The 26,148-nt window shown below is 74.6% G+C and carries 20 protein-coding genes; 12 read left to right on the top strand and 8 right to left on the bottom strand.

What is annotated here, in order from left to right; genetic code table 11:
• Window positions 1-9: 9 nt before the first annotated feature.
• Window positions 10-1,509, top strand: coding sequence for a MocR-like pyridoxine biosynthesis transcription factor PdxR (gene pdxR / locus ACZ518_RS10365; protein WP_469112602.1), 1,500 nt, complete (start codon window positions 10-12; stop codon window positions 1,507-1,509).
• Here pdxR and ACZ518_RS10360 read toward each other — a convergent pair.
• Both ACZ518_RS10360 and ACZ518_RS10355 read right to left on the bottom strand, forming a co-directional pair.
• On the bottom strand, window positions 1,481-2,074 hold the full coding sequence (locus tag ACZ518_RS10360) for a histidine phosphatase family protein (protein WP_469112601.1): 594 nt from the start codon (window positions 2,072-2,074) through the stop codon (window positions 1,481-1,483). The two genes, pdxR and ACZ518_RS10360, sit on opposite strands and share 29 nt — an antisense overlap.
• Before the next feature lie 64 nt (window positions 2,075-2,138).
• On the bottom strand, window positions 2,139-2,306 hold the full coding sequence (locus ACZ518_RS10355; protein WP_469112600.1) for a hypothetical protein: 168 nt from the start codon (window positions 2,304-2,306) through the stop codon (window positions 2,139-2,141).
• Window positions 2,307-2,434: 128 nt separating this feature from the next.
• Here ACZ518_RS10355 and ACZ518_RS10350 point away from each other — a divergent pair, with 128 nt between their 5' ends.
• On the top strand, window positions 2,435-3,064 hold the full coding sequence (locus ACZ518_RS10350; protein WP_469112599.1) for an RNA polymerase sigma factor: 630 nt from the start codon (window positions 2,435-2,437) through the stop codon (window positions 3,062-3,064).
• Here ACZ518_RS10350 and ACZ518_RS10345 read toward each other — a convergent pair.
• Window positions 2,988-3,974, bottom strand: a complete 987-nt coding sequence (locus ACZ518_RS10345; protein WP_469112598.1) for a MerR family transcriptional regulator — start codon at window positions 3,972-3,974, stop codon at window positions 2,988-2,990. The two genes, ACZ518_RS10350 and ACZ518_RS10345, sit on opposite strands and share 77 nt — an antisense overlap.
• A gap of 4 nt (window positions 3,975-3,978) precedes the next feature.
• Complete coding sequence (locus tag ACZ518_RS10340) at window positions 3,979-5,376, bottom strand: cryptochrome/photolyase family protein (RefSeq protein ID WP_469112597.1); 1,398 nt, start codon at window positions 5,374-5,376, stop codon at window positions 3,979-3,981.
• Between the two features lie 132 nt (window positions 5,377-5,508).
• On the opposite strand from ACZ518_RS10340, the gene ACZ518_RS10335 reads away from it, so the two are divergent.
• Together ACZ518_RS10335 and ACZ518_RS10330 are read left to right on the top strand one after the other, a co-directional pair.
• Window positions 5,509-5,988, top strand: coding sequence for an Lrp/AsnC family transcriptional regulator (locus tag ACZ518_RS10335; RefSeq protein ID WP_469112596.1), 480 nt, complete (start codon window positions 5,509-5,511; stop codon window positions 5,986-5,988).
• Between the two features lie 46 nt (window positions 5,989-6,034).
• Window positions 6,035-6,721 (top strand): HAD family hydrolase, encoded by a 687-nt coding sequence (locus tag ACZ518_RS10330; RefSeq protein ID WP_469112595.1) that lies wholly within the window; start codon window positions 6,035-6,037, stop codon window positions 6,719-6,721.
• Window positions 6,722-6,773: 52 nt separating this feature from the next.
• Here ACZ518_RS10330 and ACZ518_RS10325 read toward each other — a convergent pair whose 3' ends face one another.
• Window positions 6,774-8,252, bottom strand: a complete 1,479-nt coding sequence (locus ACZ518_RS10325) for an MFS transporter (RefSeq protein ID WP_469112594.1) — start codon at window positions 8,250-8,252, stop codon at window positions 6,774-6,776.
• A 101-nt stretch (window positions 8,253-8,353) separates the two neighbouring features.
• Between ACZ518_RS10325 and ACZ518_RS10320 the strand changes: the two genes are divergently transcribed.
• Together ACZ518_RS10320 and ACZ518_RS10315 are read left to right on the top strand one after the other, a co-directional pair.
• Window positions 8,354-9,208, top strand: coding sequence for a helix-turn-helix transcriptional regulator (locus tag ACZ518_RS10320; protein ID WP_469112593.1), 855 nt, complete (start codon window positions 8,354-8,356; stop codon window positions 9,206-9,208).
• A gap of 64 nt (window positions 9,209-9,272) precedes the next feature.
• The gene (locus ACZ518_RS10315; protein ID WP_469112944.1) at window positions 9,273-10,532 is read left to right on the top strand and encodes an FAD-dependent oxidoreductase; all 1,260 of its coding nucleotides are present in this window, start codon (window positions 9,273-9,275) and stop codon (window positions 10,530-10,532) included.
• A gap of 887 nt (window positions 10,533-11,419) precedes the next feature.
• Here ACZ518_RS10315 and mltG read toward each other — a convergent pair.
• Window positions 11,420-12,343 (bottom strand): endolytic transglycosylase MltG, encoded by a 924-nt coding sequence (mltG, locus tag ACZ518_RS10310; RefSeq protein WP_469112592.1) that lies wholly within the window; start codon window positions 12,341-12,343, stop codon window positions 11,420-11,422.
• A gap of 62 nt (window positions 12,344-12,405) precedes the next feature.
• Window positions 12,406-14,295, bottom strand: coding sequence for an ABC transporter ATP-binding protein (locus tag ACZ518_RS10305; protein ID WP_469112591.1), 1,890 nt, complete (start codon window positions 14,293-14,295; stop codon window positions 12,406-12,408).
• 85 nt (window positions 14,296-14,380) lie between these two features.
• Between ACZ518_RS10305 and ACZ518_RS10300 the strand changes: the two genes are divergently transcribed.
• From ACZ518_RS10300 to ACZ518_RS10285, 4 genes are all read left to right on the top strand, one after another.
• The gene (locus tag ACZ518_RS10300) at window positions 14,381-14,851 is read left to right on the top strand and encodes a MarR family winged helix-turn-helix transcriptional regulator (protein WP_469112590.1); all 471 of its coding nucleotides are present in this window, start codon (window positions 14,381-14,383) and stop codon (window positions 14,849-14,851) included.
• 64 nt (window positions 14,852-14,915) lie between these two features.
• Window positions 14,916-17,852: an FAD-binding and (Fe-S)-binding domain-containing protein gene (locus ACZ518_RS10295; RefSeq protein WP_469112589.1), complete on the top strand. Its 2,937-nt coding sequence runs from the start codon at window positions 14,916-14,918 to the stop codon at window positions 17,850-17,852.
• A gap of 141 nt (window positions 17,853-17,993) precedes the next feature.
• Window positions 17,994-19,823, top strand: a complete 1,830-nt coding sequence (locus ACZ518_RS10290) for an ABC transporter transmembrane domain-containing protein (protein ID WP_469112588.1) — start codon at window positions 17,994-17,996, stop codon at window positions 19,821-19,823.
• Window positions 19,820-21,601 carry an ABC transporter ATP-binding protein gene (locus ACZ518_RS10285; protein ID WP_469112587.1) on the top strand — a complete coding sequence of 594 codons (1,782 nt, stop codon included), beginning with the start codon at window positions 19,820-19,822 and terminating at the stop codon, window positions 21,599-21,601. The genes ACZ518_RS10290 and ACZ518_RS10285 overlap by 4 nt, the downstream gene beginning before the upstream one ends.
• 69 nt (window positions 21,602-21,670) lie before the next feature.
• Here ACZ518_RS10285 and ACZ518_RS10280 read toward each other — a convergent pair whose 3' ends face one another.
• Complete coding sequence (locus ACZ518_RS10280) at window positions 21,671-22,462, bottom strand: metal-dependent hydrolase (protein WP_469112586.1); 792 nt, start codon at window positions 22,460-22,462, stop codon at window positions 21,671-21,673.
• Window positions 22,463-22,607: 145 nt separating this feature from the next.
• On the opposite strand from ACZ518_RS10280, the gene ACZ518_RS10275 reads away from it, so the two are divergent.
• Window positions 22,608-25,130 carry a DEAD/DEAH box helicase gene (locus ACZ518_RS10275; protein ID WP_469112585.1) on the top strand — a complete coding sequence of 841 codons (2,523 nt, stop codon included), beginning with the start codon at window positions 22,608-22,610 and terminating at the stop codon, window positions 25,128-25,130.
• A 67-nt stretch (window positions 25,131-25,197) separates the two neighbouring features.
• Window positions 25,198-26,100 carry an acyl-CoA thioesterase gene (locus ACZ518_RS10270; RefSeq protein WP_469112584.1) on the top strand — a complete coding sequence of 301 codons (903 nt, stop codon included), beginning with the start codon at window positions 25,198-25,200 and terminating at the stop codon, window positions 26,098-26,100.
• Window positions 26,101-26,148: the final 48 nt, after the last annotated feature.

Raw genomic sequence — 26,148 nt, 5'->3', positions numbered from 1 at the left:
TTCATTTCCATGCGGAGATCTTGGGTCAATTCGGCGGAGGAGCCTGCCCCGGCGGAGGAGCCCGCCCCCGGCAACGGCGGCGATCTGCACCTGGACCTGAGCGGCGGGGGCAGCCTGCGCGCCCGGCTGATGCGCGCCCTGCGGGAGGCGGTGCACTCGGGGCGGCTGGCGCCGGGGACCCGGCTGCCGCCCTACCGGACGCTCGCCGCCGACCTGGGGATCGCCCGCAACACCGTCGCCGACGCGTACGCCGAACTGGTCGAGGAGGGCTGGCTGTCGGCCCGCCAGGGGTCGGGCACCCGGGTCGCGGAGCGGGCCGTCCCGCTGGAGCCCGAGCGGCCGCGCGGTCCGGCCCGGCCCGCGCGGCGGCGTACCGTCCACGATCTGCTGCCCAGCTCCCCGGACGCCTCGGCCTTCCCCCGTACGGCCTGGCTGGCCGCGGCCCGCCGGGCCCTGGCCGCCGCCCCGCACGACGCCTTCGGGGTGGGCGACCCGCGCGGCCGGATCGAGCTGCGGCGCACGCTGACGGAGTACCTCGCGCGGGCGCGGGGCGTACGGACCTCCCCCGACCGGATCGTGCTCTGCTCCGGGTTCGCGCACGGGCTGGAACTGCTGGGCGGGGTCCTGACGGGCCCGGTCGCCGTCGAGTCGTACGGGCTGCCGTTCCACCGGGAGGTCCTGGAGCGGGCCGGGAGGGCGACGGTGCCGCTGACCGTGGACGGCCGGGGCGCCCGGGTCGGGGAGCTCGCCGGGACGGGGGCGCGGGCCGTGCTGCTCACGCCTGCGCACCAGTTCCCGACGGGCGGGCCGCTGCACCCCGAGCGGCGGGCGGCGGTGGTGGACTGGGCGCGGGCCCGCGGCGGGGTGGTCGTCGAGGACGACTACGACGGGGAGTTCCGCTACGACCGCCAGCCGGTCGGCGCCGTGCAGGGCCTGGACCCGGAGCGGATCGTGTACATCGGCTCCGTCAGCAAGAGCCTGTCCCCCGCGCTTCGGATGGGCTGGATGGTGCTGCCGGAGCGGCTGGTGGACGCGGTCCTGGAGGCGAAGGGGCCGCGCGAGATGTGGTCGGGGGTGACGGACCAGCTCACCCTGGCCGAGTTCGTCTCCTCGGGCGGCTACGACCGCCACCTGCGCCGGATGCGGCAGGTCTACCGGCGCCGCCGGGACCTGCTGGCGGCGCGGCTCGCGGCCGAGGCCCCGCACGTCCGGGTGAGCGGCGTCGCGGCCGGGCTGCACGCCGTGCTGGAGCTGCCGCCGGGGACCGAGGCGGCCGCCCTGCGCGCGGCGCGGCGGGCGGGACTGGCGCTGGACGGGCTGGGGCCGTACCTGCACCCGGACAGTGCCATGGCCCCGCGGGACGGGCTGGTGCTGGGCTACGGCACCCCGCCCGAGCACGCGTTCGCGGCGGCGCTCGACGCCCTGTGCCTGGCCCTGCCCGAACCGTCGCCGTCGGGGCCGGACCCGGCCTGGGGGAGGGTCAGGGGCGGGTGTTCCAGCCCGCGATGACCGGGAGCCCGTGCTCGGTGGACAGCGTGCTGACGGTGCCGGTGCGCAGCAGGAAGAGCCGGCCTTCCTGCGGGGGCAGGCCGAGGTAGCGGGCGGTCAGGACGCGCAGGAAGTGGCCGTGGGCGACGAGTACGACGTCGCCCCGGCCGGCGCTCAGGGTCCCGGCAACGCGGGCGAGGACCCGGTCCGCGCGGACCCCGACCTGGGCGGCCTGTTCGCCCGGGTGCGGGGCGTCGCCCGGCGGGACGCCGTCGGTCCACAGCGACCAGTCGGGCCGGGTGCGCCGGATCTCGGCGGTGGTGACCCCCTCGTAGCCGCCGTAGTCCCACTCGTGGAGGTCGGGTTCGGGGATCCCGCCGGTGAGCCCGGCGAGTTCGGCCGTGGCGACGGCCCGGCTCAGCGGGCTGGTCAGCACCAGGGCGGGCTCCCGGTCGCGGAAGAAGGGGGCCAGCGAGAGGGCTTCGTCGGCTCCCCGCGCGGTCAGCGGCACGTCGGTCAGTCCCGTGTGGCGCCCGTCCGCGCTCCACGCCGTCTCTCCGTGCCTCACCAGTAGCAGTTCACTCATGCCCGGACCCTACGGCGGTGCGCCCGCGCCCGGCCTGCCGGGCCGCCGGAGCCGGGCGGTCGTGTCACTGTCGGGCGTCGTGGACGTGCGTGAGTGCGGGCGGGCGGCTGACCGTCCTGCTGCTGGTGCCGGCCTGGGTGACCGGGCTGATCGAGGCCGTCAGCCCGCCGGCCCTGGGGCCGGTGTTCACCGCCGTGCAGACCGGGAAGGTCCTGTTCCTCGCCTTCGGCACGGCCCATCGGGGAAGCCTGCCCGCGCCGGCGTCGGGGGTGTCGCTGCCGAGCCGGAGCCGAGCCGACGTAATCGATGCGGAAACGGTGCAAGTGGAGGCGGCCCCCACCGCCTCGGGAGGCTCGTCGCATGGACACCGTTCCCCCGCAGGGCTCCCGCCCGCAGGACGACGCCCCCGCCACCGCCCCCGGCCCCGCCGCGGAGTCCGGCTTCGCCGCCGGATTCGCCGCGGGCGACGAGGCCTGCGCGGAGGCCGTCTGCCGGCGCTGGCGGCCCGTCGTGCACGCCCTGGCCCGGCGTGCCCTGGGCGATCCGCGCGAGGCCGAGGACGTCACCCAGCAGGTGTTCCTCGCCGCCTGGCGCGGCCGGGCCGGGTACCGTCCGGGGCCCGGCGGGATCGGGGCCTGGCTGGCCGGCATCACCCGGCACAAGGTGGCCGACGCGCTGGAGGCCCGGGGGCGGCTGGCCCGGGTGGCGCGGGCCGCCGCGCAGCGCGCCGGGGAGCCGCGCGAGGGGCCGCAGGGGCCGCAGGGGCCGGCGGAGCAGGCCCTGGACCGGGTGCTGGTCCTCGGGGAGCTGGCCCGGCTTCCCCCGGCCCAGCGGCAGGTGCTGTGCCTGGCCTTCTACGCCGATCTGAGCCAGAGCCAGATCGCGGAGCGCACCGGACTCCCGCTGGGGACCGTCAAGAGCCATATGCGGCGGGCCCTGCGCGCCCTGCGGCGGTCGCTGGAGCCTGCCCGGCCGCCAGTTCCTCGATGAGGCCGAGGCCGGAGCGCAGTGCGAAGAGCCGGCCGGTGCGCGGCCCCTGGGCCTCCGGGCCCCAGCCGGGTCCGGCGAGCAGGAGCGCCGGGTGGCCGCGCGCGCCGCGCAGCCCCCACTCGATGCCGGCGACCGAGCGGGCCAGGGCCCGGTCCGCGGTGGTGCGGGACTGCGACCAGAGGACGGCGGCACGGGGACCCGTACGCCGTACCGCGTCGCACAGTGCCCCGGCGGGCAGGGCGGCGCCGAACATCCTTACCGGCACGCCCCGTTCGCCGAGGGCCGCGGCCAGGGCCTCGACGGGCAGGCTGTGCAGCTCCCCCGGCACGCACGCGAGCAGCACCGGGGGCACCCGCGCCCGGTCCGGGGCGGGGCGGATCCGGTGCAGGGCGGCGGAGACCTGCCACGACAGCAGGTGTTCCACCTCGATGTAACGCTCCCCCGCCGAGGCCCACTTGCGGCCGACGGCGTGCAGGGTCGGCGCGATGACCTCCTCCCACGCCGCGACCAGGCCGTGTTCCGCCAGGGCGGCCTCCAGCAGTTCCGCCACCGCCGGCGCGTCCAGGCGTACGGCGGCCCGCGCGAGCCCCCGTCCCTCCGGCCGCGCCTCCCCGAGGGGGAGGGCGCCGGGCCCGCCCGGCACCACGGCCGCCGCCCTCCCGCCCGCGCGGGCGGCGGGTGCTGCGCCGAGCGCGGCCCGCGCCGCCTCGGACGGGGGAACGCCCCGTGCGGTGAGCCGGCACATCTCCTCCAGGAGGGCGATGTCCCGGGGCGTCCAGCGGCGGTGCCGGCCGTCCTCGCGGTGGGCCGGGCCGATGGCGTAGCGGCGCTCCCAGGAGCGCAGCGTGGTCGGGGAGACCCCGAGGCGGCGGGCGACGGCACCGGTGCTCAGGGCGGGTTCGGGGTCCACCGGCCTACGGTACGCCGCCCGGTCCGGCGCCGGGCCGCGCCCGGCGGAAGCGGCCGAGGGCGTCGGCGAGTTCCACCAGCGGCGGCGGGTAGTCGTACCGGGCCCGCTCGGTCCCGGGCAGCCGCCAGGGTTCGTGGACCCTGGGCGCGGGCAGTGCGGCGAGCTCGGGCACCCAGCGGTGGACGTAGCGGCCTTCGGGGTCGTACTTGATGCCCTGGCGGACGGGGTTGAGCACCCGGTTGGGCCGGGTGTCGGTGCCGGTGCCGGCCACCCACTGCCAGTTGAGCTGGTTGTTGGCCAGGTCCCCGTCCACGAGGAGGGCGAGGAAGTGCCCGGCGCCGGTGCGCCAGTCCACGTAGAGGCTCTTGGCGAGGAAGCCGGCCGCCAGCAGCCGGGCGCGGCCCGGCATCCAGCCCTCGTGGCGCAGTTGCCGCATGGCGGCGTCGACCACCGGGTAGCCGGTGCGGCCGTCCTTCCAGGCCTGGAGCTCCTCCTCGGCGGCCGGGCCGGTGCGCCAGCGGTCGTGGCGGGGCCGGTAGTCCTCGGCCGCGGCGTCGGGGCGGGCGGCGAGGACCTGGTGGTGGAAGTCGCGCCAGCACAGCTGCCGGACGAAGGCCTCGGCTCCGGCGCCGCCGGCCGCGGCGGAGCGCTGGACGGCCTCGGCGGGCGAGAGGGTGCCGAAGTGCAGGTGCGGGGAGAGCCGGGAGGTGGCGTCGGCGGCGAGGTCGTCGTGGGTGTCCCCGTAGCGGTCGATGCCGGAGCGCAGCCAGTTGGCCAGCAGCCGCCTGGCCTCGCGTTCGCCGCCGCGAGCGAGGGCCGGGGAGGTTCCGGTGACGGCCGCGCGGCGGGGCAGCTCCTCGGATCCGATGTCCTCGGGGACGCGTACGCGGCGCGGGGCGGCGGCCACGGCCCGCTGCGGCAGTTCCGTCCAGCGGCGCAGGTAGGGGGTGAAGACGGAGAAGTGGTCGGCGCCCGAGCCGGTGGGCAGGACCGCTCCGGGGGCCACCGCCGTGACCACCGCGTCGTGGGTGTACAGCCGGCGGCCCTGCGCCTCCAGTGCCTCGCGCAGCCGTTCCTCGCGGGTGCGGGCGTAGCCGCTGACGCCCGCGGCCATGTGCACCTCGTCGGCGTCGGCCTCCTGGACGACTGCGCAGACCTCGGCGACGGCGTCCCCGGAGCGCAGTACGAGGCGGCCGCCGCGTTCGCGCAGGCCCGCGTCGAGGTCGGCGAGGCAGTCGGCGAGGAAGGCCAGCCGGTTGGGGGCGGCGAAGCCGGAGCCCTCGATGACCCGGTCGCGGACGAAGAGCGGGACGATCCGGTCGCAGGAGGAGAGGGCGGCGCGCAGCGGCGGATGGTCGTGCAGGCGCAGGTCGGAGGTGTACAGGACCACTGCGGTGTTCATGCGCTCGGCTCCGTGTCGGGGGGTGGGGGCTGTGGGCGGCGGCTGTCACCCTGTTCTTCGGTGCCGGGGGCGTGATCGGATGCGGTCGCTTCCCGGCGGCGGGACGATCCGGGCCATTGGTACAGTCCTGACATGGCGGTGGACGAGCTCGACACCCGGATCCTGCGCCTGCTGATCGAGCAGCCGCGCACCAGCGTCCGCGAGTACGCCCGGATCCTCGGCGTGGCCCGCGGCACCCTCCAGGCCCGCCTGGACCGGCTGGAGCGGACCGGGGTGATCACCGGTTCCGGTCCGGTGCTCTCCCCCGCCGCGCTGGGGCACCCGGTGCTGGCGTTCGTGCACATCGAGGTCACCCAGGGGCGCCTGGACGAGGTCGGGGACGCGCTGGCGACCGTGCCGGAGATCGTCGAGGCCTTCTCGATCACCGGTGGCGGGGACCTGCTGACGCGGGTGGTGGCCCGGGACGCCGGGCATCTGGAGGACGTGATCCAGCGGCTGATCCGGCTTCCGGGCGTGGTCCGCACGCGGACGGAGGTCGCCCTGCGCGAGCGGGTCGCGCACCGGCTGCTGCCGCTGGTGGAGTCCGTGGGGCGGGCGGCGCGCAAATCCTGACAGGATGGCTGGGACAGGCACAGGACCGGCAGGACGGGCACAACGGATGATCTCCGTCATATTCGATCTCGACGGCACCCTCGTGGACAGCGAGCCGAACTACTACGAGTCGGGGCGCCTCACCCTGGAGCGGCACGGCGTCCCCGATTTCACGTGGGAACAGCACTCCCGCTTCATCGGCATCGGCACGCTGGAGACCCTGGAGGTCCTCAAGGGCCGCTACGGCCTGCGGCCCCCGGTCGAACAACTGCTGGCGGAGCAGAACGCCGCCTACCTGGAGCTGGCCCGCACCCGCACGGAGGCCTTCCCCCGGATGCGGACCTTCGTGGAGCGGCTGCACGCGCGGGGCGTGCCGATGGCGGTGGCCTCGGGCTCCTCGCGGGAGGCGATCGACGCCGTGCTGGAGGGCACCGGGCTGGCCGCGCTGCTGACCACGGCCGTCTCCGCCGAGGAGGTCGAGCGGGGCAAGCCCGCCCCGGACGTGTTCCTGGAGGCGGCCCGCCGGCTCGGCGCCCGGCCCGCCGACTGCGTGGTGGTCGAGGACGCGGCGCCGGGGGCGCTGGCCGCGCACGCCGCCGGGATGGGCTGCGTGGCGGTCCCGTACGTGGCGGGCACCGCCGGCGATCCGGCGTTCGCGGCGGCGGGGCTGCTCTTCGCGGGCGGCCAGCGGGAGTTCGACGCGGACGCCGCCGAGGAGTGGCTGTTCTCGCGCGGGGCGGCCGCCCGCGCCTGACGGCGGCCGGTGCGCGCCGGACCGACGGGGTGTCACGGCCCGGGCGCCCCGTTCAGCGCATAGCGCGCGGCAGGCGCAGGCTGAGGGCCACCGTCACCACGATCAGGCCGAGCTGGACCAGCAGGACCACGGCGAGCGCGTCGCGCATCCCCATCGATTCGGCCAGGGCGAGGAACAGGGTGCCGACGGTCGCCACGCCCAGGGCCAGCGAGGACTGCTGGGTGGTGACCATGACCCCGCTGCCCACCCCGGCCCGGTCCGCCGGGACGTCCGAGAGCATCAGCCGCATCAGCACCGGCAGCTGGAGGCCCTGGCCGAGGCCCGCGACGGCGACGCCCGGAGCCAGTCCGGCGAGACCGACGTCCGGCCAGCCGTACCAGACGGCCCCAAGCACCAGGGCGATGCCGAGGGCCTGGATCAGCCCGCCGGCGGTGACGACCCGGCTGCCGAACCGGCCGACCAGCCGGGGTCCGGCGAGGGAGGCGCCGAAGAAGGCCAGGGCCATCGGCACCAGCGCGAGCCCCGCGGCCACCGGACCCATGCGCAGGCCCTGCTGCAGTGCGACGGCGACCACGAACATGAAGCCGCTGAAGCCCATCGAGAACGGCAGCATCATCACCAGCCCGCGGCGCAGGGACACCAGCCGCAGCAGGCTCGGCGGCACCAGCGGGGTGCGCCCGAGCCGGTCGGCGCGGCGCTCCGTCAGGTAGAAGGCCAGGGCCGCGAAGGGGGACACGGCCAGCGCCGCCCAGGTCCACAGCGGCCAGCCGGCCGCCCGCCCCTCGGTCAGCGGCAGCAGCAGGGACACCAGGGTGAGGCCGAGCAGCAGCGTCCCGGGGACGTCGACCGACGCCGGACGGTCCGAGCGGGTCTCCGGGACGGCCCGGACGGCGAGCACCAGCCCGGCCACCACCACGGGCACGTTGACGAGGAACACCGAGCGCCAGCCGGACCCGGCCACATCGGCGGCGACCAGCACCCCGCCCAGGATCTGCCCGGCGACCATGGACAGGCCGGCGGTGGCCCCGTACAGGCTCATCGCGCGGGCCCGGCGCGGGCCCTGGGTGGTGGCCTGGATGGTGGCCAGCACCTGGGGCAGCATCAGCGCCGCCGCCGCGCCCTGCGCCACCCGCGCCCCGACCAGGGTCCAGGCGGTGGGCGCCAGGCCGCAGGCCAGGGAGGTCAGCCCGAAGGCGGCCATCCCGACGACGAAGAGCCGTCGCCGGCCGACCGTGTCGCCGATCCGCCCGCCCAGCACCAGCAGCACCGAGTACGCGACCCCGTAGCCGCCGACGACCAGTTCCAGCATGGCCGGACCGGCGGCGAGGTCGGCGTCGATGGCGGGCAGGGCCACGTTGACGATGAAGAAGTCGATCAGGGGGAGGGCGGCGCCCAGCAGCACGGTGAACAGCCCGAGCGGCGTGAGGACGGCGGGCCCCGCGGACACGGACCCGGCGGTGGCCGGGGCGGCGGTGGGGGCCGCGGGGACAGACGGGGACGGGTGGGTCGTGCGTACGGTTGTTTCGCTCACGGAAGGAACGATCCACCGCCGCTCAGCCTGGTACCAGAGTCTCCTCATCCTGGTACCAGGAGTACCTGGCAACAGGATGGGCGGTGCGGCACCCTGGTGCCATGACCACTGTTGCCCCGGAGAGCGACCTGCGCCGTCACGAGCTCGCCGACTTCCTGCGCAGCCGCCGCGAGCGGATCACCCCCGAGCAGGTCGGGCTGGTCCGGGGCCCGCGCCGGCGCACCCCGGGGCTGCGCCGCGAGGAGGTCGCGCAGCTCTCCGCCGTCGGCGTCACCTGGTACACCTGGCTGGAGCAGGCACGCGAGATCCAGGTGTCCCCCCAGGTCCTGGACGCGCTGGCGCGGGCCCTGCTGCTGGACTCCAGTGAGCGGGCGCACCTGTTCGCGCTGGCGGGCGGCACCGACCCGGCGCCGAACACCCGCTGCCCGAGCGTCACCCCGGCCCTGCGGGCCATGCTCGACCAGCTGGACCCGATCCCGGCGTGCGTGCAGAACAGCCGGTACGACATCCGTGCCTACAACAGCACGTACGGGCGCCTGCTGTGCGATCTGGACGCACTGCCCCCCGAAGACCGCAATTGCATGTGGCTGGCGTTCACCAACGCGGACTGGCGGGCCTCCCTCGTCGACATGCCGGAGGTGAACCGGCTGCTGGCGGCCAAGTTCCGGGCCTCCATGGCCGGGCACCTGGCGGAGCCCGCGTGGAAGACGCTGCTGGCCCGGCTGGAGGCGGCCTCGCCGGAGTTCCGGGAGATCTGGGCCCGGCACGAGGTGGTCGCGGCGGGCGGCAACACCAAGTACATCCGCAACGCCCACGTGGGGCTGCTGCGCCTGGAGCACACCAGCCTGTGGCTGGGCCCGGCGTCGGGTGCGCGGCTGACGACCTTCGTCCCGCTGGACGAGGAGACCCGCCGGCGTCTCGTACGCCTGCACGCCCTCTCGCCCGCCCTGGCCTGAGCGTGGTCCGCCGGAGCGGGGGAAGATCCCGCCACCCCGGCGAGTTGGTAGAACCGTGAACGAAATGCTGAGGGGCGCGGCGGACGTGGACGTGGTGGTCGTCGGGGCCGGTCAGGCGGGGCTGTCCAGCGCCTACCACCTGGCCCGGGCGGGCATCGAGCACGTGGTGCTGGACCATTCGCCCCGCCCCGGCGGGGCCTGGCAGTTCCGCTGGCCCTCGCTGACCTACGGCAGGGTGCACGGGATGCACGCGCTGCCCGGCATGGAGCTGACCGGCGCCGATCCGCTGCGGCCCTCGTCCGAGGTGATCGGGGAGTACTTCGCGGCGTACGAGGAGCGCTTCGGCCTGCGCGTACGCCGTCCCGTGGACGTCTCGGCGGTGCGCGAGGGGGCCGGGGGCCGGCTGCTCGTCGAGTCGGCGTCCGGGAGCTGGTCGGCACGGGCGCTGGTCAACGCCACCGGCACCTGGGACCGGCCGTTCTGGCCGCGCTACCCCGGCCAGGAGCTGTTCCGGGGCCGCCAACTGCACACCGCGGACTACCCCGGGCCGGGGGCGTTCGCCGGGGCCCGGGTGGTCGTGGTGGGCGGCGGCACCTCGGCGGTGCAGCACCTGCTGGAGGTCTCCGAGGTGGCGGCGGGGACCACCTGGGTCACCCGGCGGCCGCCCGTGTTCCGCGAGGGGGCCTTCGGGGAGGCGGAGGGCCGGGCGGCGGTGGCGCTGGTGGAGGAGCGGGTCCGGCGGGGACTGCCCCCGCGGAGCGTGGTCAGCGTGACCGGGCTGGCCCTGACGGATGCCGTGCGGGCGGGGCTGGACTCCGGGGTGCTGGAGCGGCTGCCCGTCTTCGACCGGATCACCCCGACCGGCGTCGCATGGGCGGACGGGCGGAGCGTGGACGCCGACGTGATCCTGTGGGCCACCGGCTTCCGGGCCGCCGTCGACCACCTGGCACCGCTGCGGCTGCGCGAGCCGGGCGGCGGGATCCGGGTCGAGGGGACCAGGGCGGTGCGCGACGAGCGGGTCCACCTGGTGGGCTACGGCCCGTCGGCCTCGACCATCGGCGCCAACCGGGCCGGCGGCGCCGCTGTGCGCGAGATACGCCGCCTGCTGGCCCGGGGCCCGGCGGCGGCTCAGCCCGCGGCCGGGCCGGGGACCCCGGCCGGGGCCGGGTCGGGGGCCGGGGCCGGGTCGGGGTCCGGGGCCGGGGCCGGGTCGGGGTCCGGGGCCGGGGCCGGGTCCGGGTCCGGGGTCGGGGCCGGGGTCGGGACGTCCACCGGGAACTCCCGGTCGGCGGTTCCGGCCTCGCGGGCCTCCTCGGTCGCGTAGACGTAGCCGACGCCGTCGCGGACCTCCAGCACCGGGTCCGTCCACTCCTCGGCGGGCTCGGGGACGAACACGTGCGCCACGGCCCGCTCGGCGTCGTACACCAGGAGGGAAACGATCCTGTCGAGCCACTCCCCGATGTCGCCGAGGCCCTGGAGCGGATGGCCGGCGGGGCCGCCGACGCGGATCACGTAGAACCGGCCGTCCTGCCACCAGCCGCCGTCGTCCAGCCACCGGCCCTCGCCGACGGGGACTCCGTCCACCCACATGCGGGCCGCCTCCGGGCCGCCCCGGAGCAGGAGCACCGTGCTGTGCCGGTCGTCGCCGGTGAAGTGGACCCTGATCCCGTGCCTCGTGAAGCAGTCGATGAAGCGGCTGCACGCTCCGGGTACCGGCCCGGAGCGGAGGCGGACCGGGCCGTCGGGGGTGCGCGGGGCGGGGTCCTGGCCGCAGACCCGCGGCGCGCGGCAGCGCCGGTCGACCCGGCGGCTGCAGCCCAGGCCCATGGCGGCGACGTCACGCGGCGCGGCCCGGGAGAGCAGCCGCGCGAGGCGTTCGCGGTAGCGGTCCGGGCCGACGAGGGCGGTGAGCTCACCCTCCCGGTACCACCACAGGAGCAGGTCGACCCCTTCCGGGGAACGGGCCAGCCACTCCTGCCAGTCCGCCACGTCACTGCCCCAGAGCTCCTCCAGGTGCTTGCGGGCGGCGATCGCGTCCGGGTCCTCGTCCGCTTCCTCCGCCTGCGGTGCGGTACCGTCCGCCGCGGGCGGCGCGGGCGCGCCGGTCCTCGTACGACGTGTGATCCATGGCCGTCTCATGCTTCGCCGCCCCCCTGTCCGCCCGTCCGCCAGGCGGCAGATGGTAGGCCGGGGCGCGGCGGTGGCGCCTGCTCATTTCACGGCGGGGGCCTTCGCGGGCGGACCGGCCCGGTCGCGGGCGGACCCGCCGGCGGCCGGGGGCGGACCGGCGGCGGCGCGCAGCCGGTTGAACTCCGCGACGTGCTTCTTGTGTTCCTCATAGGTCGCCGAGAAGCGGGTGTCACCGGGCTTGACGGTGACGAAGAACAGCCAGTCGCCGGGCGTCGGCGCGACCGCGGCGGCCATGGCCCGCAGGCCGGGGCTGTCGATGGGGGTCGGCGGCAGGCCCTGGCGCGCGTAGGAGTTGAAGGGGTGGTCGATGCGGGTGTCGCCGAGCGTGGTGTCCACCGTGTTGCGGCCCAGGGCGTAGTTGATGGTGGAGTCCATCTGGAGCGGCATCGACTTCGCCAGCCGGTTGTGGACCACCCGGGAGACCTTGCCCATGTCGGCCGGGTTGTCGGCCTCCGCCTCGATGACGCTGGCGAGGGTGGCCGTCTGGTACGGGGTCATCCCGTGCGCCTTGCCGCCGTCGGCGATGGCCTTGGTGGCGAGCTTCTGGTTGGCCGTCCGCACCATGAACGACAGCAGCGCGGCCGGGGTGGACTCCTTCGTCACCGGGTAGGTCGCCGGGAAGAGGTAGCCCTCCGGGTTGCCCTTCGCCTCCGCCGGCAGGCCCAGGGCCGTCGTGGCGACGGCCGATTTGGTGGTGCCGGCGGGAAGCCGCAGTTCGCGGTCGACGGCGGCGTAGACCTGTGCGGCCCGCCAGCCTTCGGGGATCAGCAACTGGCGCGGCTTCTCGGGCGCTTCCTCCTCGGGCAGCATGGGTTCGATCACCACTGTGGCGAGCCCGATGCCGAGGAGCGCGCCGAAGAGGAGCACCAGGCGGCCTCGACGGGTCAGCCGGGAGCGGCGCGGCGGCGGCTGATGGGGCTGCTGCGGCTGGTACTCGTCAGACATGCGGGCACGTTAACCCCAGAACCAGAACCTTTCGGACATCCCACCCCGCCCCGGTCGTACGATCACACGTTCACCGGAGTGGGTACGGGCTCCCCCGCGGGCCCCCTCCCCGAGTCGCCCCGCTCACGGTCGGGCGCCTGGGCGGCGTCCCGGTCCCGGCGGACCAGCGCGGCGTAGCGGCCGCCGGCCCCCAGCAGTTCCTCGTGCGTCCCGCGCTCGGCTATCCGGCCGGAGTCCAGGACCACGATCTGGTCGGCGTCGCGGACGGTGGAGAGGCGGTGGGCGATGGTGATGGTGGTGCGGCCCCTGGAGAGGTTGTCGATGGCCCGCTGCACGGCGTGCTCGGTACGGGTGTCGAGGGCGCTGGTGGCCTCGTCGAGGATGAGTACCGGCGGGTCGCGCAGGATCGTGCGCGCGATGGCCAGGCGCTGCTTCTCGCCGCCGGAGAAGCGGTAGCCGCGCTCGCCGACCAGGGTGTCGTAGCCGTCGGGCAGGGACTCGATGTGGTCGTGGATCTGCGCCGCGCGGGCGGCCTCGACGATCTCCTCCTGCGTGGCGTCCGGCTTGGCGAAGCGCAGGTTGTCGGCGACCGAGGCGTGGAAGAGGTAGGTCTCCTGGGAGACGACGCCTATGGACCGGGCCAGCGAGTCGAAGTCGAGGTCGCGTACGTCCACCCCGTCGAGGGCGACCCGGCCGCCGGTCACGTCGTAGAGCCGCGGCACCAGGTAGCTGAGGGTGCTCTTGCCGGAGCCGGTGGGGCCGACCACGGCGAGGGAACCGCCGGCCGGGACGGTGATGTCGATGCCGGTGAGGGTGGGGCCGGTCTTGGCCTCGTAGGCGAAGTGCACGTTTTCCAGGCGGACCTCGCCCCTGGCGCGGTCCAGCCGCACGGGCTCCTCCCGCTCGGTGATGTCCACCGGCAGGTCGAGGTACTCGAAGATCCGGGCGAACAGCGCGAGCGAGGTCTGGATCTGCACACCGGTCGACAGCAGGCTCACGGCGGGCCGGAACAGGCCCTGCTGGAGGGTGACGAAGGCGACGAGGGTGCCGACGGAGAGCGAGGGGGCGCCGGTCTGCAGGGCGATGCCCGCGGCCCAGTAGATCAGCGCGGGCATGGCGGCCATGACGATGCCGATCGTGGACATCCGCCAGCGCCCGGCCATGCTGGAGCGCACCTCCAGGCCGACGAGCTTCTCGGACTCCTCGGAGAAGGCATCGGTGAGGGACTGCGAGCGGCCCATGGTGCGGCCGAGCAGGATGCCGCTGACCGAGAGGGACTCGGTGACGGTCGCGGCCATCGCGGCCATCTGCTTCTGCCGCTGCGTGGTGATCCTCTTGCGCTCGCGGCCGACCCGGCGGCTGATCCACACGAACACGGGCAGCAGCAGGAGGGAGACCACGGTCAGCCGCCAGTCGAGCGCGAGCATCGCGACCACGGAGGCGATCACGGCGGTCAGGTTCGACACGAGCGAGGTCGCGGTCGAGGTGACGGTGGCCTGCATGCCGCCGATGTCGTTGGCTATCCGGGACTGCACCTCGCCGGTGCGGGTGCGGGTGAAGAAGGCCAGCGGCATCCGCTGGAGCTGTGCGTAGACGGCGGTGCGCAGGTCGTGCATGACGCGCTGGCCGACGGTGGTGGAGATCAGCGTCTGGAGGACGCCGAAGACGCTGGTCACGACCGCCGTGAGGATCATGCCGAGCGCGAGCAGGCTGAGCAGTCCGGTCCGACCCTGGGGGATCGCGACGTCCAGGATCTCCTTGAGCAGGAACGGCGATGCCACGCCGACCAGGGAGGACGCGCCGACGAGCGCTCCGACCACGGCGAGCCGGCCGCGGTAGGGGCGGAACAGGCCGACGATGCGGCGCAGCTCGCGGGGGCGGTCCGCCGGGGCCGGGCGGGTGGGGTCGAGGGCTTCGTTCGATGGGGTCCACTTCGGTTCGTCGTGGGGCATGTGCCTCCTTCAGGCGGGACTGTGATGAGCTTAGCTCATTGTTACCTACGCTCACAATGAATCCGGTCCTGATACTGTTCCCAGTATGAGCACCGGTTCCGAGACCGACACCCGCGATTCCACCGACGGCGTCCTCGCCGAGCAGCTGCTGCGCCTCACGCGCCGGCTCCACCGCATCCAGAAGCGCCACATGGAGCCGCTCGGGATCACCCCCGCCCAGGGCCGGCTGCTGCGCCTCGTCTCGCACTACGGCGGGGACCAGCCGCCCCGGATGGCCGACCTGGCAACGCGCCTTGAGGTCGTACCGCGAGCCGTGACCACCCTGGTGGACGGGCTGGAGACCGCCGACTGCGTGCGCCGCGTGCCCGACCCCGCGAACCGCCGCGTGATCCGGATCGAGCTCACCGAAACCGGTCGCGCCACGCTGCGCCGTCTGCGCAACGCGCGGACCGACGCCGCAGAGGAGATCCTTGCTCCATTGACCGCCGGACAGCGCGAGGTGCTCGGCGGCCTGCTGAACGCGCTGGCGGACGCTCCCGCGGAGCGCCGCTGCTGAGACGGGCGGCACGGGCGCCGGCCCCGGCGCCCGTGCCGGACCGCGACGGACGAAGGGGCTGCTCATGCCGCTGCTCGAACCGAAGCCGGGAGCCCTGCGCCCGCGCGGCATGCGCGCCCCCGCCCCCGACCGGGTCCCCGACCGGCTGGCCGGGGGCACCCCGCCGGCCCTGCGCGCCGAGCTGAGCGAGCTGCTCGGCGCCGAGAAGGTGCTGTGGAAGGTCTCCGACCTGGTCCGCTACGCCACCGACGCCTCCCCGTACCGGTTCGTCCCGCAGGTCGTCGTGGTCGCCGAGGACATCGACGACGTCTCCGCGGTCCTCTCGTACGCCCACGGCAAGCAGCGCGAGGTGGTCTTCCGCGCCGCCGGGACCTCCCTGAACGGCCAGGCGCAGGGCGAGGACATCCTCGTCGACGTACGCCGCCACTGGGCCGGCATCGAGGTCCTGGAGGAGGGCCGGCGCGCCCGGATCCGGCCCGGCACCACCGTGTTCCGGGCCAACGCAGCCCTGGCCCGGCACGGCAGGATCCTCGGCCCCGACCCGGCCAGCGCCGTCGCCTGCACCCTCGGCGGGGTCGTCGCCAACAACTCCTCCGGCATGACGGCCGGGACCACGAGGAACTCGTACCGCACCCTGTCCTCCCTCACCCTGGTCCTGCCGACCGGCACCGTCGTGGACACCGCCGACCCGCTCGCGGACGAGGAGCTGGCCCGCGCGGAACCGGGCCTGTGCCACGGGCTGATGGAGCTCAAGCGGGAGATCGAGGCGGATCCGGCCCTGGTCGCCCGGATCCGGGCCAAGTACGAGATCAAGAACACCACCGGCTACCGTCTCGACGCCTACCTGGACGGCACCACGCCCGTCGAGATCCTGCGCGGGCTGATGGTCGGCTCGGAGGGCACGCTCGGCTTCATCGCCGAGGTCGTCTTCGACACGCTCCCCCTGGACCGCGAGCTCACGACCGCGCTGCTCTTCTTCCCGTCCCTGCCCGCCGCGGCCGCCGCCGTACCGCTCTTCAACGACGCGGGCGCCCTCGCCGTCGAGCTGATGGACGGCAACACCCTGCGCGCCTCGGTCAGCGTCGCGGGCGTGCCCGCCGACTGGGCGGAGCTGCCGAAGGACACCGCCGCGCTGCTGGTGGAGTTCCGGGCGCCGGACGCGGCGGGCCGCGCCGAGTACGAGCGCCGCGCGGCCGCGGTGCTGCCCGCGCTGGAGCTGGTCGCGCCCGTCGCCTCGGTCACCAACGCCTTCACGAGCGACCCGGCCGCCATCGCCGGGTACTGGAAGGCCCGCAAGGCCTTCGTCACCGCCGTCGGCGGGGCCCGCCCGCCCGGCACCACCCTGATCACCGAGGACTTCGCGGTGCCGCCGTCGCGTCTGGCGGAGGCCTGCGAGGCTCTGCTCGCGCTCCAGGCGGAGCACGGCTTCGACGCGGCCGTGGCCGGTCACGCGGCCCACGGCAACCTGCACTTCCTGCTCGCCTTCGACGCCGCCGAGCCCGCCGACGTCGACCGGTACGCGGCCTTCATGGACGCCTTCTGCCACCTCACGGTGGAGCGGTTCGACGGCTCCCTGAAGGCCGAGCACTCCACCGGCCGCAACATGGCCCCCTTTCTGGAACTGGAGTGGGGGCCCGTGGCGGCCGACCTCATGTGGCGCACCAAGCGGCTCCTCGACCCGGACTCGGTGCTGGCCCCGCGCGTCCTCCTCGACCGCGACCCGCTGGCCCACCTGCGCGGCCTGAAGACGATCCCGAGGGTGGAGGACGTGGCCGACCCCTGCATCGAGTGCGGGTTCTGCGAACCGACCTGCCCCAGCGGGGACCTGACGACCACTCCGCGCCAGCGGATCGTGCTGCGCCGCGAGATGACGCGCCAGCAGCCGGGCTCCCCCGTGCTCGCCGAACTGCTCGACGCCTACGGCTACGACGCCGTCGACACCTGCGCGGGCGACTCCACCTGCAAGCTCGCCTGCCCGGTCGGGATCGACACCGGCGCGCTCATGCGGGACTTCCGCCACCGCCGGCACGGCGCGCGCGAGGAGCGGGCCGCCGAGCTGGCCGCCCGGCGGTTCCGTACCGTCGAGGCCGGTGCCCGGCTGGCCGTGGCCGCCTCCGAGAAGATCGCGCACACCCTCGGGGACCGGGTGCTGGGCGCGGTCACGGGGGCGGCGCGCAAGGCCGTACGCCCCGACCTGGTGCCGGAGTGGCTGCCGCAGGTCCCCGGGGCCGCCGCGCGGCGGCTGCCCGCGACCCGCCGGGTGGGCGCGGCCGCCGTGTACTACCCGGCCTGCGTCAACCGGATCTTCGGCGGGCCCCCGGGGGACCCCGGTCCGTCGCTGCCGGAGGCGGTGGTGGCCGTGTCGGAGCGGGCCGGGAAGCCGGTGTGGATCCCCCGCGACGTGGCCGGGACCTGCTGCGCGACGATCTGGCACTCCAAGGGCTACGAGGCCGGCAACCGGCTGATGGCCAACCGGATCGTCGAGGCCGCCTGGGGCTGGACGGCCGGGGGCCGGCTCCCGCTGGTGGTCGACGCGTCGTCCTGCACCCTGGGCCTCGCGCGGGAGGTGGTCCCGTTCCTGACCGCGGACAACCTCGTCCTCCACGCCGAGCTGCGGATCGTCGACTCCGTCGTGTGGGCGGCGGAGGAGCTGCTGCCGCACCTGGAGGTCCGGCACACCGTCGGCTCCGCGGTCCTCCACCCGACCTGCTCGGCACGGCACCTGGGCGACGAGCCGCAGCTGCGGGCCGTGGCCGAGGCCTGCGCCGCGGAGGTGGTGGTCCCGGACGACGCGGGCTGCTGCGCCTTCGCGGGCGACCGGGGGATGCTGCACCCGGAGCTGACGGCCGCCGCGACGGCGCGGGAGGCCGCGGAAGTGACGGCACGCCAGTTCGACGCGCACCTGTCGGCGAACCGGATGTGCGAGGTGGGCATGGACCGGGCCACGGGCCGCCACTACCACTCGGTGCTGATCGAGCTGGAGCGCGCGACGCGCCCCTGAACACGCCCGGCGCGCACGAAGGCGCGTACGCCGGAACAGGCGCCGTACGCGCGCCCCCGGGCCGGAAAATCGATTGCCGGAGTCCGGTCCGGAGGACGAACCTTGCGCGGGTTGCAGTCATCGACCAGTTCGTGGGGCGTCATGCAGATCAGCGATCTTCCCTATCCGGATCCCGGGGTACCCGACGCCCGCTCCGGGCCCCGTTTCCTCTGGTGGCTGGGCCGGGGGCAGCTCGGCGGCCAGGCCCGGAGCCTGGCCTGGGGCCTCGTCCACTTCTGCGGGGTCGCCGGGCTCCCGTACACGGTCGGCCTGGGCGTCGAGGCCGCCGTGGACCGCGACGGCGCCGGGCTGCTGCTGGCCGGCGGAGTGCTGTTGCTGTTCGGCGCGGCCATCTCGGCCGGCGACGCCATGCTCCACCGCACCGCCGTCACCAACTGGATCACCGCGGCCGCCCGGGTGCAGCAGCTCCTCGCCCGGAAGACCGCCGAGCTGGGCTCCGCGCTGACCCGGCGGGTCGCGGCGGGAGAAGTCACGACGGTTTCGACGGGTGACGTCGAGAAGATCGGCTGGTTCGTCGAGGCGGTGTCCCGATTCCTCGCCGCCGCCTTCGCGGTCGTCGCCATCTGCGTGGGCCTGCTCTTCTACGCGCCGTCCATCGGCGTGGTCGTCGCGGCGGGCGTGCCGGTGCTCGCCCTGTCGGTGCTGCCGCTGCTGCCGCGTGCCACGCGCCGCGCGGACCTCCAGCGCGAGAAGGCCGGCAAGGCCACCGAGCTGGCCTCGGACACCGTGGCGGGCCTGCGGGTGCTGCGCGGCATCGGCGGTGAGGAACTCTTCCTGGGCCGCTACCGGGAGGCCTCCCAGGAGGTCCGCGAGGCGGCCGTGCGCAGCGCTCGGATGTGGGCCCTGATCTCCGCGATCCAGGTGCTGCTGCCGGGCGCCCTGCTGATCACCGTGGTCTGGTACGGCGCGCTGCTCGTGCGGGACGGCCGGCTGACGGTCGGCGAACTCGTCGCGGCATTCAGCGCCGTGGCCACGATGCTGTACCCGCTGCGGCACTTCGAGGAGATCGCGCAGGCGTACTCCTTCTCGCGGCCCTCCGCCGCGCGCGCGGCCCGCGTGCTGTCGCTGACGCGGACGGAGGACGGGGCGGAGGGTTCCGCGGCCGCGCCGGCCGCCGCGCCGGCGCCGGGCGGGGACCTGTACGACCCCGCCACGGGGCTGCTGGCCCCGGCCGGGCGGTTCACGGCGGTCGTGTGCGGGGACCCGGACCTGGCGGGACGGCTCGCGGAGCGGCTCGGCGGGCACCCCGTGGACGGCGCGGGCGGGGCGCCCCCGGTGCTGCTGGGCGGGGTCGCGCTGGACGAGCTCGCGCTGGACGCGGCGCGCGGGCTGGTCCTCGTACAGGACAAGGATCCGGTGCTGCTGTCCGGGACGCTGCGGGAGCTGTTCGGCGTACCGGCCTCCGGGTCGGTCACGGCGGGGGCCGCGCTGGCCGCCGCCCGGTGCGGGGACGTCCTGGACGCCCTGCTCCAGTCGGCTCCCGACGGTGTGGAGGACCCGATGGACGCGCGGATCACCGAGCGCGGCCGGTCCCTGTCGGGCGGGCAGCGCCAGCGGCTCGCGCTGGCCAGGTCCCTGTTCACCGACCCGGAGGTGCTCGTGCTGGACGAGCCGACGTCGGCGGTGGACTCGCACACCGAGGCGCGGATCGCCCAGGGGATCGCGGAGCTGCGCGCCGGGCGCACGACGGTGGTACTGGCCTCCTCGCCGCTGCTGCTGGACCGCGCGGACCGGGTCGTCCTGGTCCACGAGGGCCGGGCGCTGGCGGCGGGCACCCACCGGGAGCTGATGCGCGGCGAACCCCGCTACCGGGCGGTCGTCACCCGGGAGACGGAAGAAGAACAGCGGTCGGCCGCGTCCGGCGCGGCCGGGCCGGCCGAGGAACTCACAGGGATCGAGGAATCCGCATGATCGGCGTGGCTCCGCCGCAATACGATCCGGCGGCCCCCGAGACGGCCGCCACCCTGCCGGTGGGCACGCCGGCGACCGTACGGGGCTATGTGCGCGGGCTGCTGCGGCGGCACCGGCGGGCCTTCGTGGTGCTGGTGGCGGTCAACGCGGTGGCGGTGGTCGCCTCCATGGCCGGCCCGTACCTGCTGGGGCAGGTCGTGGACGGGCTCTCGACGGGGGCGCGCGAACTCCGTCTCGGGCGCGTGGCGCTGCTGTTCGCTCTGGCGCTGGCCGTGCAGACCTGCTTCGTGCGGCTGGTGCGGCTGCGCGGGGCGATGCTCGGCGAGGAGATGCTGGCCGATCTGCGCGAGGACTTCCTGGTGCGGTCGGTCGGCCTGCCGCCGGGCGTCCTGGAGCGGGCCGGCACCGGCGACCTGCTGTCGCGGATCACCACCGACATCGACCGGCTGGCCAACGCGATGCGCGAGGCCGTGCCGCAGCTGGCGATCGGCGTGGTGTGGGCCGGGCTGCTCTACGGCGCCCTCGCGGTCACCGCGCCGCCGCTGGCGCTGGCCGCGCTGGTGGCGCTGCCAGTGCTGGTCATCGGGTGCCGCTGGTACTTCCGGCGGGCTCCCGCGGCCTACCGTTCGGAGGCCGCCGGGTACGCGGCGGTCGCGGCCGTGCTGACCGAGACGGTCGACGCGGGGCGCACGGTCGAGGCGCACCGTCTGGGCGGGCGCCGGATCGAGCTGTCGGAGCGGCGGATCAAGGAGTGGACGGCGTGGGAGCGGTACACGCTGTTCCTGCGGACGGTCCTGTTCCCCGTCGTCAACGTCACCTTTGTGACGATCCTCGGCGCGGTGCTGATGATCGGCGGCTACTGCGTGCTGCGGGGCTGGATGTCGGTGGGCCAGCTGACCACGGGGGCGCTGCTGGCGCAGATGATGGTCGACCCGATCGGCCTGATCCTGCGCTGGTACGACGAGCTGCAGATCGCCCAGGTGTCGCTGGCGCGGCTGGTGGGCGTGCGGGAGATCGAGCCGGACGCGGGGGACCGGGCGGTCGCCCCGGAGGGCCGGGACGTCCGGGCGCAGGAGGTCCGCTTCGGCTACCGGGAGGGCGTGGACGTCCTGCACCGGGTGTCGATGTCCGTGCCGCCGGGCACCCGGATGGCGCTGGTGGGGCCTTCGGGGGCGGGCAAGTCCACGCTGGGCCGGCTGCTGGCGGGCATCTACGCGCCCCGGACGGGCGAGGTCACGCTCGGCGGGGCCCGGCTGTCGCACATGCCCGCGGAGCGGGTGCGCGAGCACGTGGCGCTGGTCAACCAGGAGCACCACGTGTTCGTGGGCACCCTGCGGGACAACCTGCGCCTGGCCCGGACGAGTGCGGCCGACGCCGAGCTGTGGGCGGCGCTGGGTGCGGTGGACGCCGACGGCTGGGCGCGGGCCCTGGAGTCGGGGCTGGACACGGAGGTGGGCTCCGGCGGGAGCGCGCTGACCCCGGCGCAGGCCCAGCAGGTCGCGCTGGCCCGGCTGGTGCTGGCGGATCCGCACACGCTGGTGCTGGACGAGGCGACCTCGCTGCTGGACCCGCGTGCGGCCCGGCACCTGGAGCGTTCGCTGGCGCGGGTGCTGGACGGCCGTACGGTCATCGCGATCGCGCACCGGCTGCACACCGCGCACGACGCGGACGTGATCGCGGTGGTCGAGGACGGCCGGATCAGCGAACTCGGCTCGCACGACGAGCTGGTGGCGGCCGAGGGGGCGTACGCGGCCCTGTGGCGGTCCTGGCACGGCTGACGCGCCGGGTCCGGGCGGGGCGGGCGGCAGGGGAGGGCGGCGGGCGGGCGGCGGGCGGGGCGGGCGGGCTCAGATGAAGCCGAGGGCCGCCGCGCCGCCCATGCCGCCGAGGAGCATGAAGACCGGCATGAGCACCTTGAGCTCGACCCAGCTGCCGGCCCGGAAGCGCATCATCTTCGGGGGTCCCACCGCGTACCAGCGCTTCCCGGCGATGGGCAGGGGCCACAGGATCGGGCAGCCGGAGACCGTCAGCGCGTCGCCGATGTCGTGGACCAGCGCGCCGAGCATGATCGGCAGGCCGAGCCACAGGTATTCCTGGCCCGGGCCGGTGAACAGCCAGCCCGCGCCGTTGCCCGGCTCGTCGAGCACCCCGGCCAGGATCCACGCGCTGGTCGCGCCGAGCAGCCAGACCAGGATGTCGCTGGACATCCGGGCCGCCCGCCACAGCAGTCCCTCGACGGCCAGTACCAGGTGTACGAAGAGCAGTGCCAGCACGCCCCAGCGGTCGAAGCCGACCGCGACGGCCGAGGATCCGGCGCCTATGAGGACGGCCCAGAGCCAGGTGTGGGTCAGGGTGCGGTGGCCCCCGCTGCGGCGGGCGTCGCGCGGGGAGCGGGTCGCCTTGTAGACGGCGTAGGAGATCTTGTCGACCACCTCGCACAGGCCCCGGGAAAGGGGGCCGAAGGCGCGCGAGATCGTCGCCGACTTGTGGTCGAGGTCGGGGGCGAGGGCCGCTCCGGCGCAGATGAGGGCGCCGACGACCAGCACGGGCCACGGCATCGGGTGTCCGAACGCCGCCACGGCCGCGCCCACCCCCAGCCAGGCCGCCGCCCCGGACAGTGAGTGCGCCGGACCCATCATGGTCGTTTCCCGCCCCGGTCCTGTCGTGGTGGGGCCCTGTGGAGGGATTCGGTCGGGCCGCCTCGACGGCCCAGCGTACCCGTGATGATCTTCGCTCCGTCCGCCGGTTCCCTCTTCCGGGGGGAATCCAGGCAAGATGGGGGGCGTGACCCTCATTGATCAGCTCCCGCCGACCGCCGACCCCGACGCCCTCTTCGAGGCCTTCTCCTCGTGGGCGGAGGACCAGGGCATCACCCTGTACCCGGCACAGGAGGAGGCGCTGATCGAGGTCGTCTCCGGCGCGAACGTGATCCTGTCCACCCCGACCGGCTCGGGCAAGAGCCTCGTCGCCGCCGGCGCGCACTTCACCGCCCTGGCCCAGGACAAGGTCACCTTCTACACCGCGCCCATCAAGGCGCTGGTGTCGGAGAAGTTCTTCGACCTGTGCAAGCTCTTCGGCACCGAGAACGTCGGCATGCTCACCGGCGACGCGTCGGTGAACGCCGACGCCCCGGTGATCTGCTGCACCGCCGAGGTGCTGGCCTCCATCGCCCTGCGCGACGGCAAGTACGCCGACATCGGCCAGGTCGTGATGGACGAGTTCCACTTCTACGCGGAGCCGGACCGCGGCTGGGCCTGGCAGATCCCGCTGCTCGAACTGCCCCAGGCGCAGTTCGTCCTGATGTCGGCGACCCTCGGCGACGTGAAGCGGTTCGAGGACGACCTGACCCGCCGGACCGGCCGCCCGACCTCGGTGGTCCGCTCCGCGACCCGGCCCGTCCCGCTCTCCTACGAGTACGTGACCACGCCGATCACCGACACCATCACCGAGCTGCTGGAGACCCGGCAGGCGCCGGTCTACATCGTGCACTTCACGCAGGCCCAGGCGGTCGAGCGGGCGCAGTCGCTGATGAGCATCAACATGTGCACCCGCGAGGAGAAGGACAAGATCGCGGAGCTGATCGGCAACTTCCGCTTCACCACCAAGTTCGGCCAGAACCTCTCCCGCTACGTCCGGCACGGCATCGGCGTCCACCACGCGGGCATGCTGCCCAAGTACCGGCGCCTCGTCGAGAAGCTGGCCCAGGCCGGCCTGCTGAAGGTCATCTGCGGCACCGACACCCTCGGCGTCGGCGTCAACGTCCCGATCCGCACGGTGCTGTTCACCGCGCTCACCAAGTACGACGGCAACCGCGTCCGCACGCTGCGCGCGCGGGAGTTCCACCAGATCGCCGGCCGGGCCGGCCGGGCCGGCTTCGACACCGCCGGTTTCGTGGTCGCGCAGGCTCCCGAGCACGTCATCGAGAACGAGAAGGCCCTCGCGAAGGCCGGCGACGACCCGAAGAAGCGCCGCAAGGTGGTCCGCAAGAAGGCCCCCGAGGGCTTCGTGGCCTGGTCGGACACCACTTTCGAGAAGCTGATCTCCGCCGACCCGGAGCCGCTGACCTCGCGCTTCAAGGTCACCAACATCATGCTGCTCTCGGTGATCGCCCGGCCGGGCGACGCGTTCCAGGCGATGCGCCACCTGCTGGAGGACAACCACGAGCCGCGCAAGGCCCAGCTGCGCCACATCCGCCGGGCCATCGCGATCTACCGCTCGCTGCTGGACGGCGGTGTCGTCGAGAAGCTCGACACCCCGGACGCCGAGGGCCGCACGATCCGGCTCACCGTCGACCTCCAGCAGGACTTCGCGCTGAACCAGCCGCTGTCCACCTTCGCGCTGGCCGCGTTCGACCTGCTGGACCCCGAGTCCCCCTCCTACGCCCTGGACATGGTCTCCGTCGTCGAGTCCACGCTGGACGACCCGCGCCAGATCCTGGCGGCCCAGCAGAACAAGGAGCGGGGCATCGCGGTCGGCGCGATGAAGGCCGACGGGATCGAGTACGAGGAGCGGATGGAGCGCCTCCAGGAGGTGACCTATCCCAAGCCCCTCGAAGAGCTGCTCGTCCACGCCTACGACGTCTACAGCAAGAGCCACCCGTGGGTGCGGGACCACCCCGTCTCCCCGAAGTCGATCATCCGCGACATGTACGAGCGCGCGATGACCTTCACCGAGTTCACCTCCTTCTACGAGCTGGCCCGTACCGAGGGCATCGTGCTGCGCTACCTGGCGAGCGCGTACAAGGCGCTGGACCACACCATCCCCGACGACCTGAAGTCCGAGGACCTCGAGGACCTCATCGCCTGGCTGGGCGAGCTGGTCCGCCAGGTCGACTCCAGCCTCCTCGACGAGTGGGAGCAGCTGGCGAACCCGGAGGTGGAGACGGCGGAGCAGGCCCAGGAGAAGGCCGACCAGGTCAAGCCGGTCACGGCCAATCCCCGCGCCTTCCGCGTGCTGGTCCGCAACGCGATGTTCCGCCGGGTCGAGCTGGCGGCCCTGGACCACGTCGACCAGCTGGGCGAGCTGGACGCCGAGTCCGGCTGGGACGCCGACGCCTGGGGCGAGGCCATGGACGCGTACTGGGACGAGTACGACGACCTCGGCACCGGTCCCGACGCGCGCGGCCCGAAGCTCCTCCAGATCGAGGAGGACCCCGCGCACGGCCTGTGGCGCGTCCGCCAGACCTTCGCCGACCCGAACGGCGACCATGGCTGGGGCATCAGCGCCGAGGTCGACCTCGCCGCGTCCGACGAGGAGGGCCGGGCCGTCATCCGGGTCACCTCGGTCGGCGAGCTCGGCCAGCTCTGACCGGAATACGCAAGCCACCGCGGGCGGCCCCGCCCGGCCCGCCGGACCCGACAGTGGAGAACCTCTGATGACGAACCCCGCCGAGAGACTGGTCGATCTGCTCGACCTGGAGCAGATCGAGGTCAACATCTTCCGTGGGGCGAGCCCCCAGGAGTCCCTCCAGCGCGTGTTCGGCGGGCAGGTCGCCGGCCAGGCGCTGGTGGCCGCCGGCCGCACCACCGAGAGCGACCGGCCGGTCCACTCGCTGCACTCGTACTTCCTGCGCCCGGGCATCCCCGGGGTCCCGATCGTGTACCAGGTGGAGCGGGTGCGTGACGGGCGCTCCTTCACCACCCGCCGGGTCACCGCCGTCCAGCAGGGCAAGACCATCTTCAACCTGACCGCCTCCTTCCATCACCCGGAGGAGGGCAGCATCGAGCACCAGCTGCCTCCCCGCCTCGACTTCCCGCACCCGGACACCCTCCCGAAGGTCGCGGACGAGATCCGCGAGCACCTGGGCACCCTGCCCGAGGCGCTGGAGCGGATGGCCCGCCGCCAGCCCTTCGACATCCGGTACGTGGACCGGCTCCGCTGGACTCCGGACGAGCTCAAGGACGCCGATCCGCGCAGCGCGGTGTGGATGCGCGCGGTCGGCCCGCTGGGCGACGACCCGCTCGTGCACACCTGCGCCCTCACCTACGCCAGTGACATGACCCTCCTCGACGCCGTGCGCATCCCCGTGGAGCCGCTGTGGGGCATGCGCGGTTTCGACATGGCCTCGCTGGACCACGCCATGTGGTTCCACCGGCCGTTCCGGGCCGACGAGTGGTTCCTGTACGACCAGGAGTCGCCCATCGCCCACGGCGGCCGAGGGCTGGCCCGCGGCCGCATCTACGACGTGCGGGGCAGGCTGCTGGTGTCCGTGGTGCAGGAGGGCCTCTTCCGCCCGTACCCGGCCGAGAAGGCCAGGCCCGCCGTTTCGCCCCAGTGACATCCGGGGCGCCCGCGACGTCCCGGGCGCCCGACCCCTCCTGACCGC

It is taken from the genome of Streptomyces sp. NPDC033966, from assembly GCF_055575955.1.
This window is presented reverse-complemented; position numbering and strand designations above follow the sequence as displayed.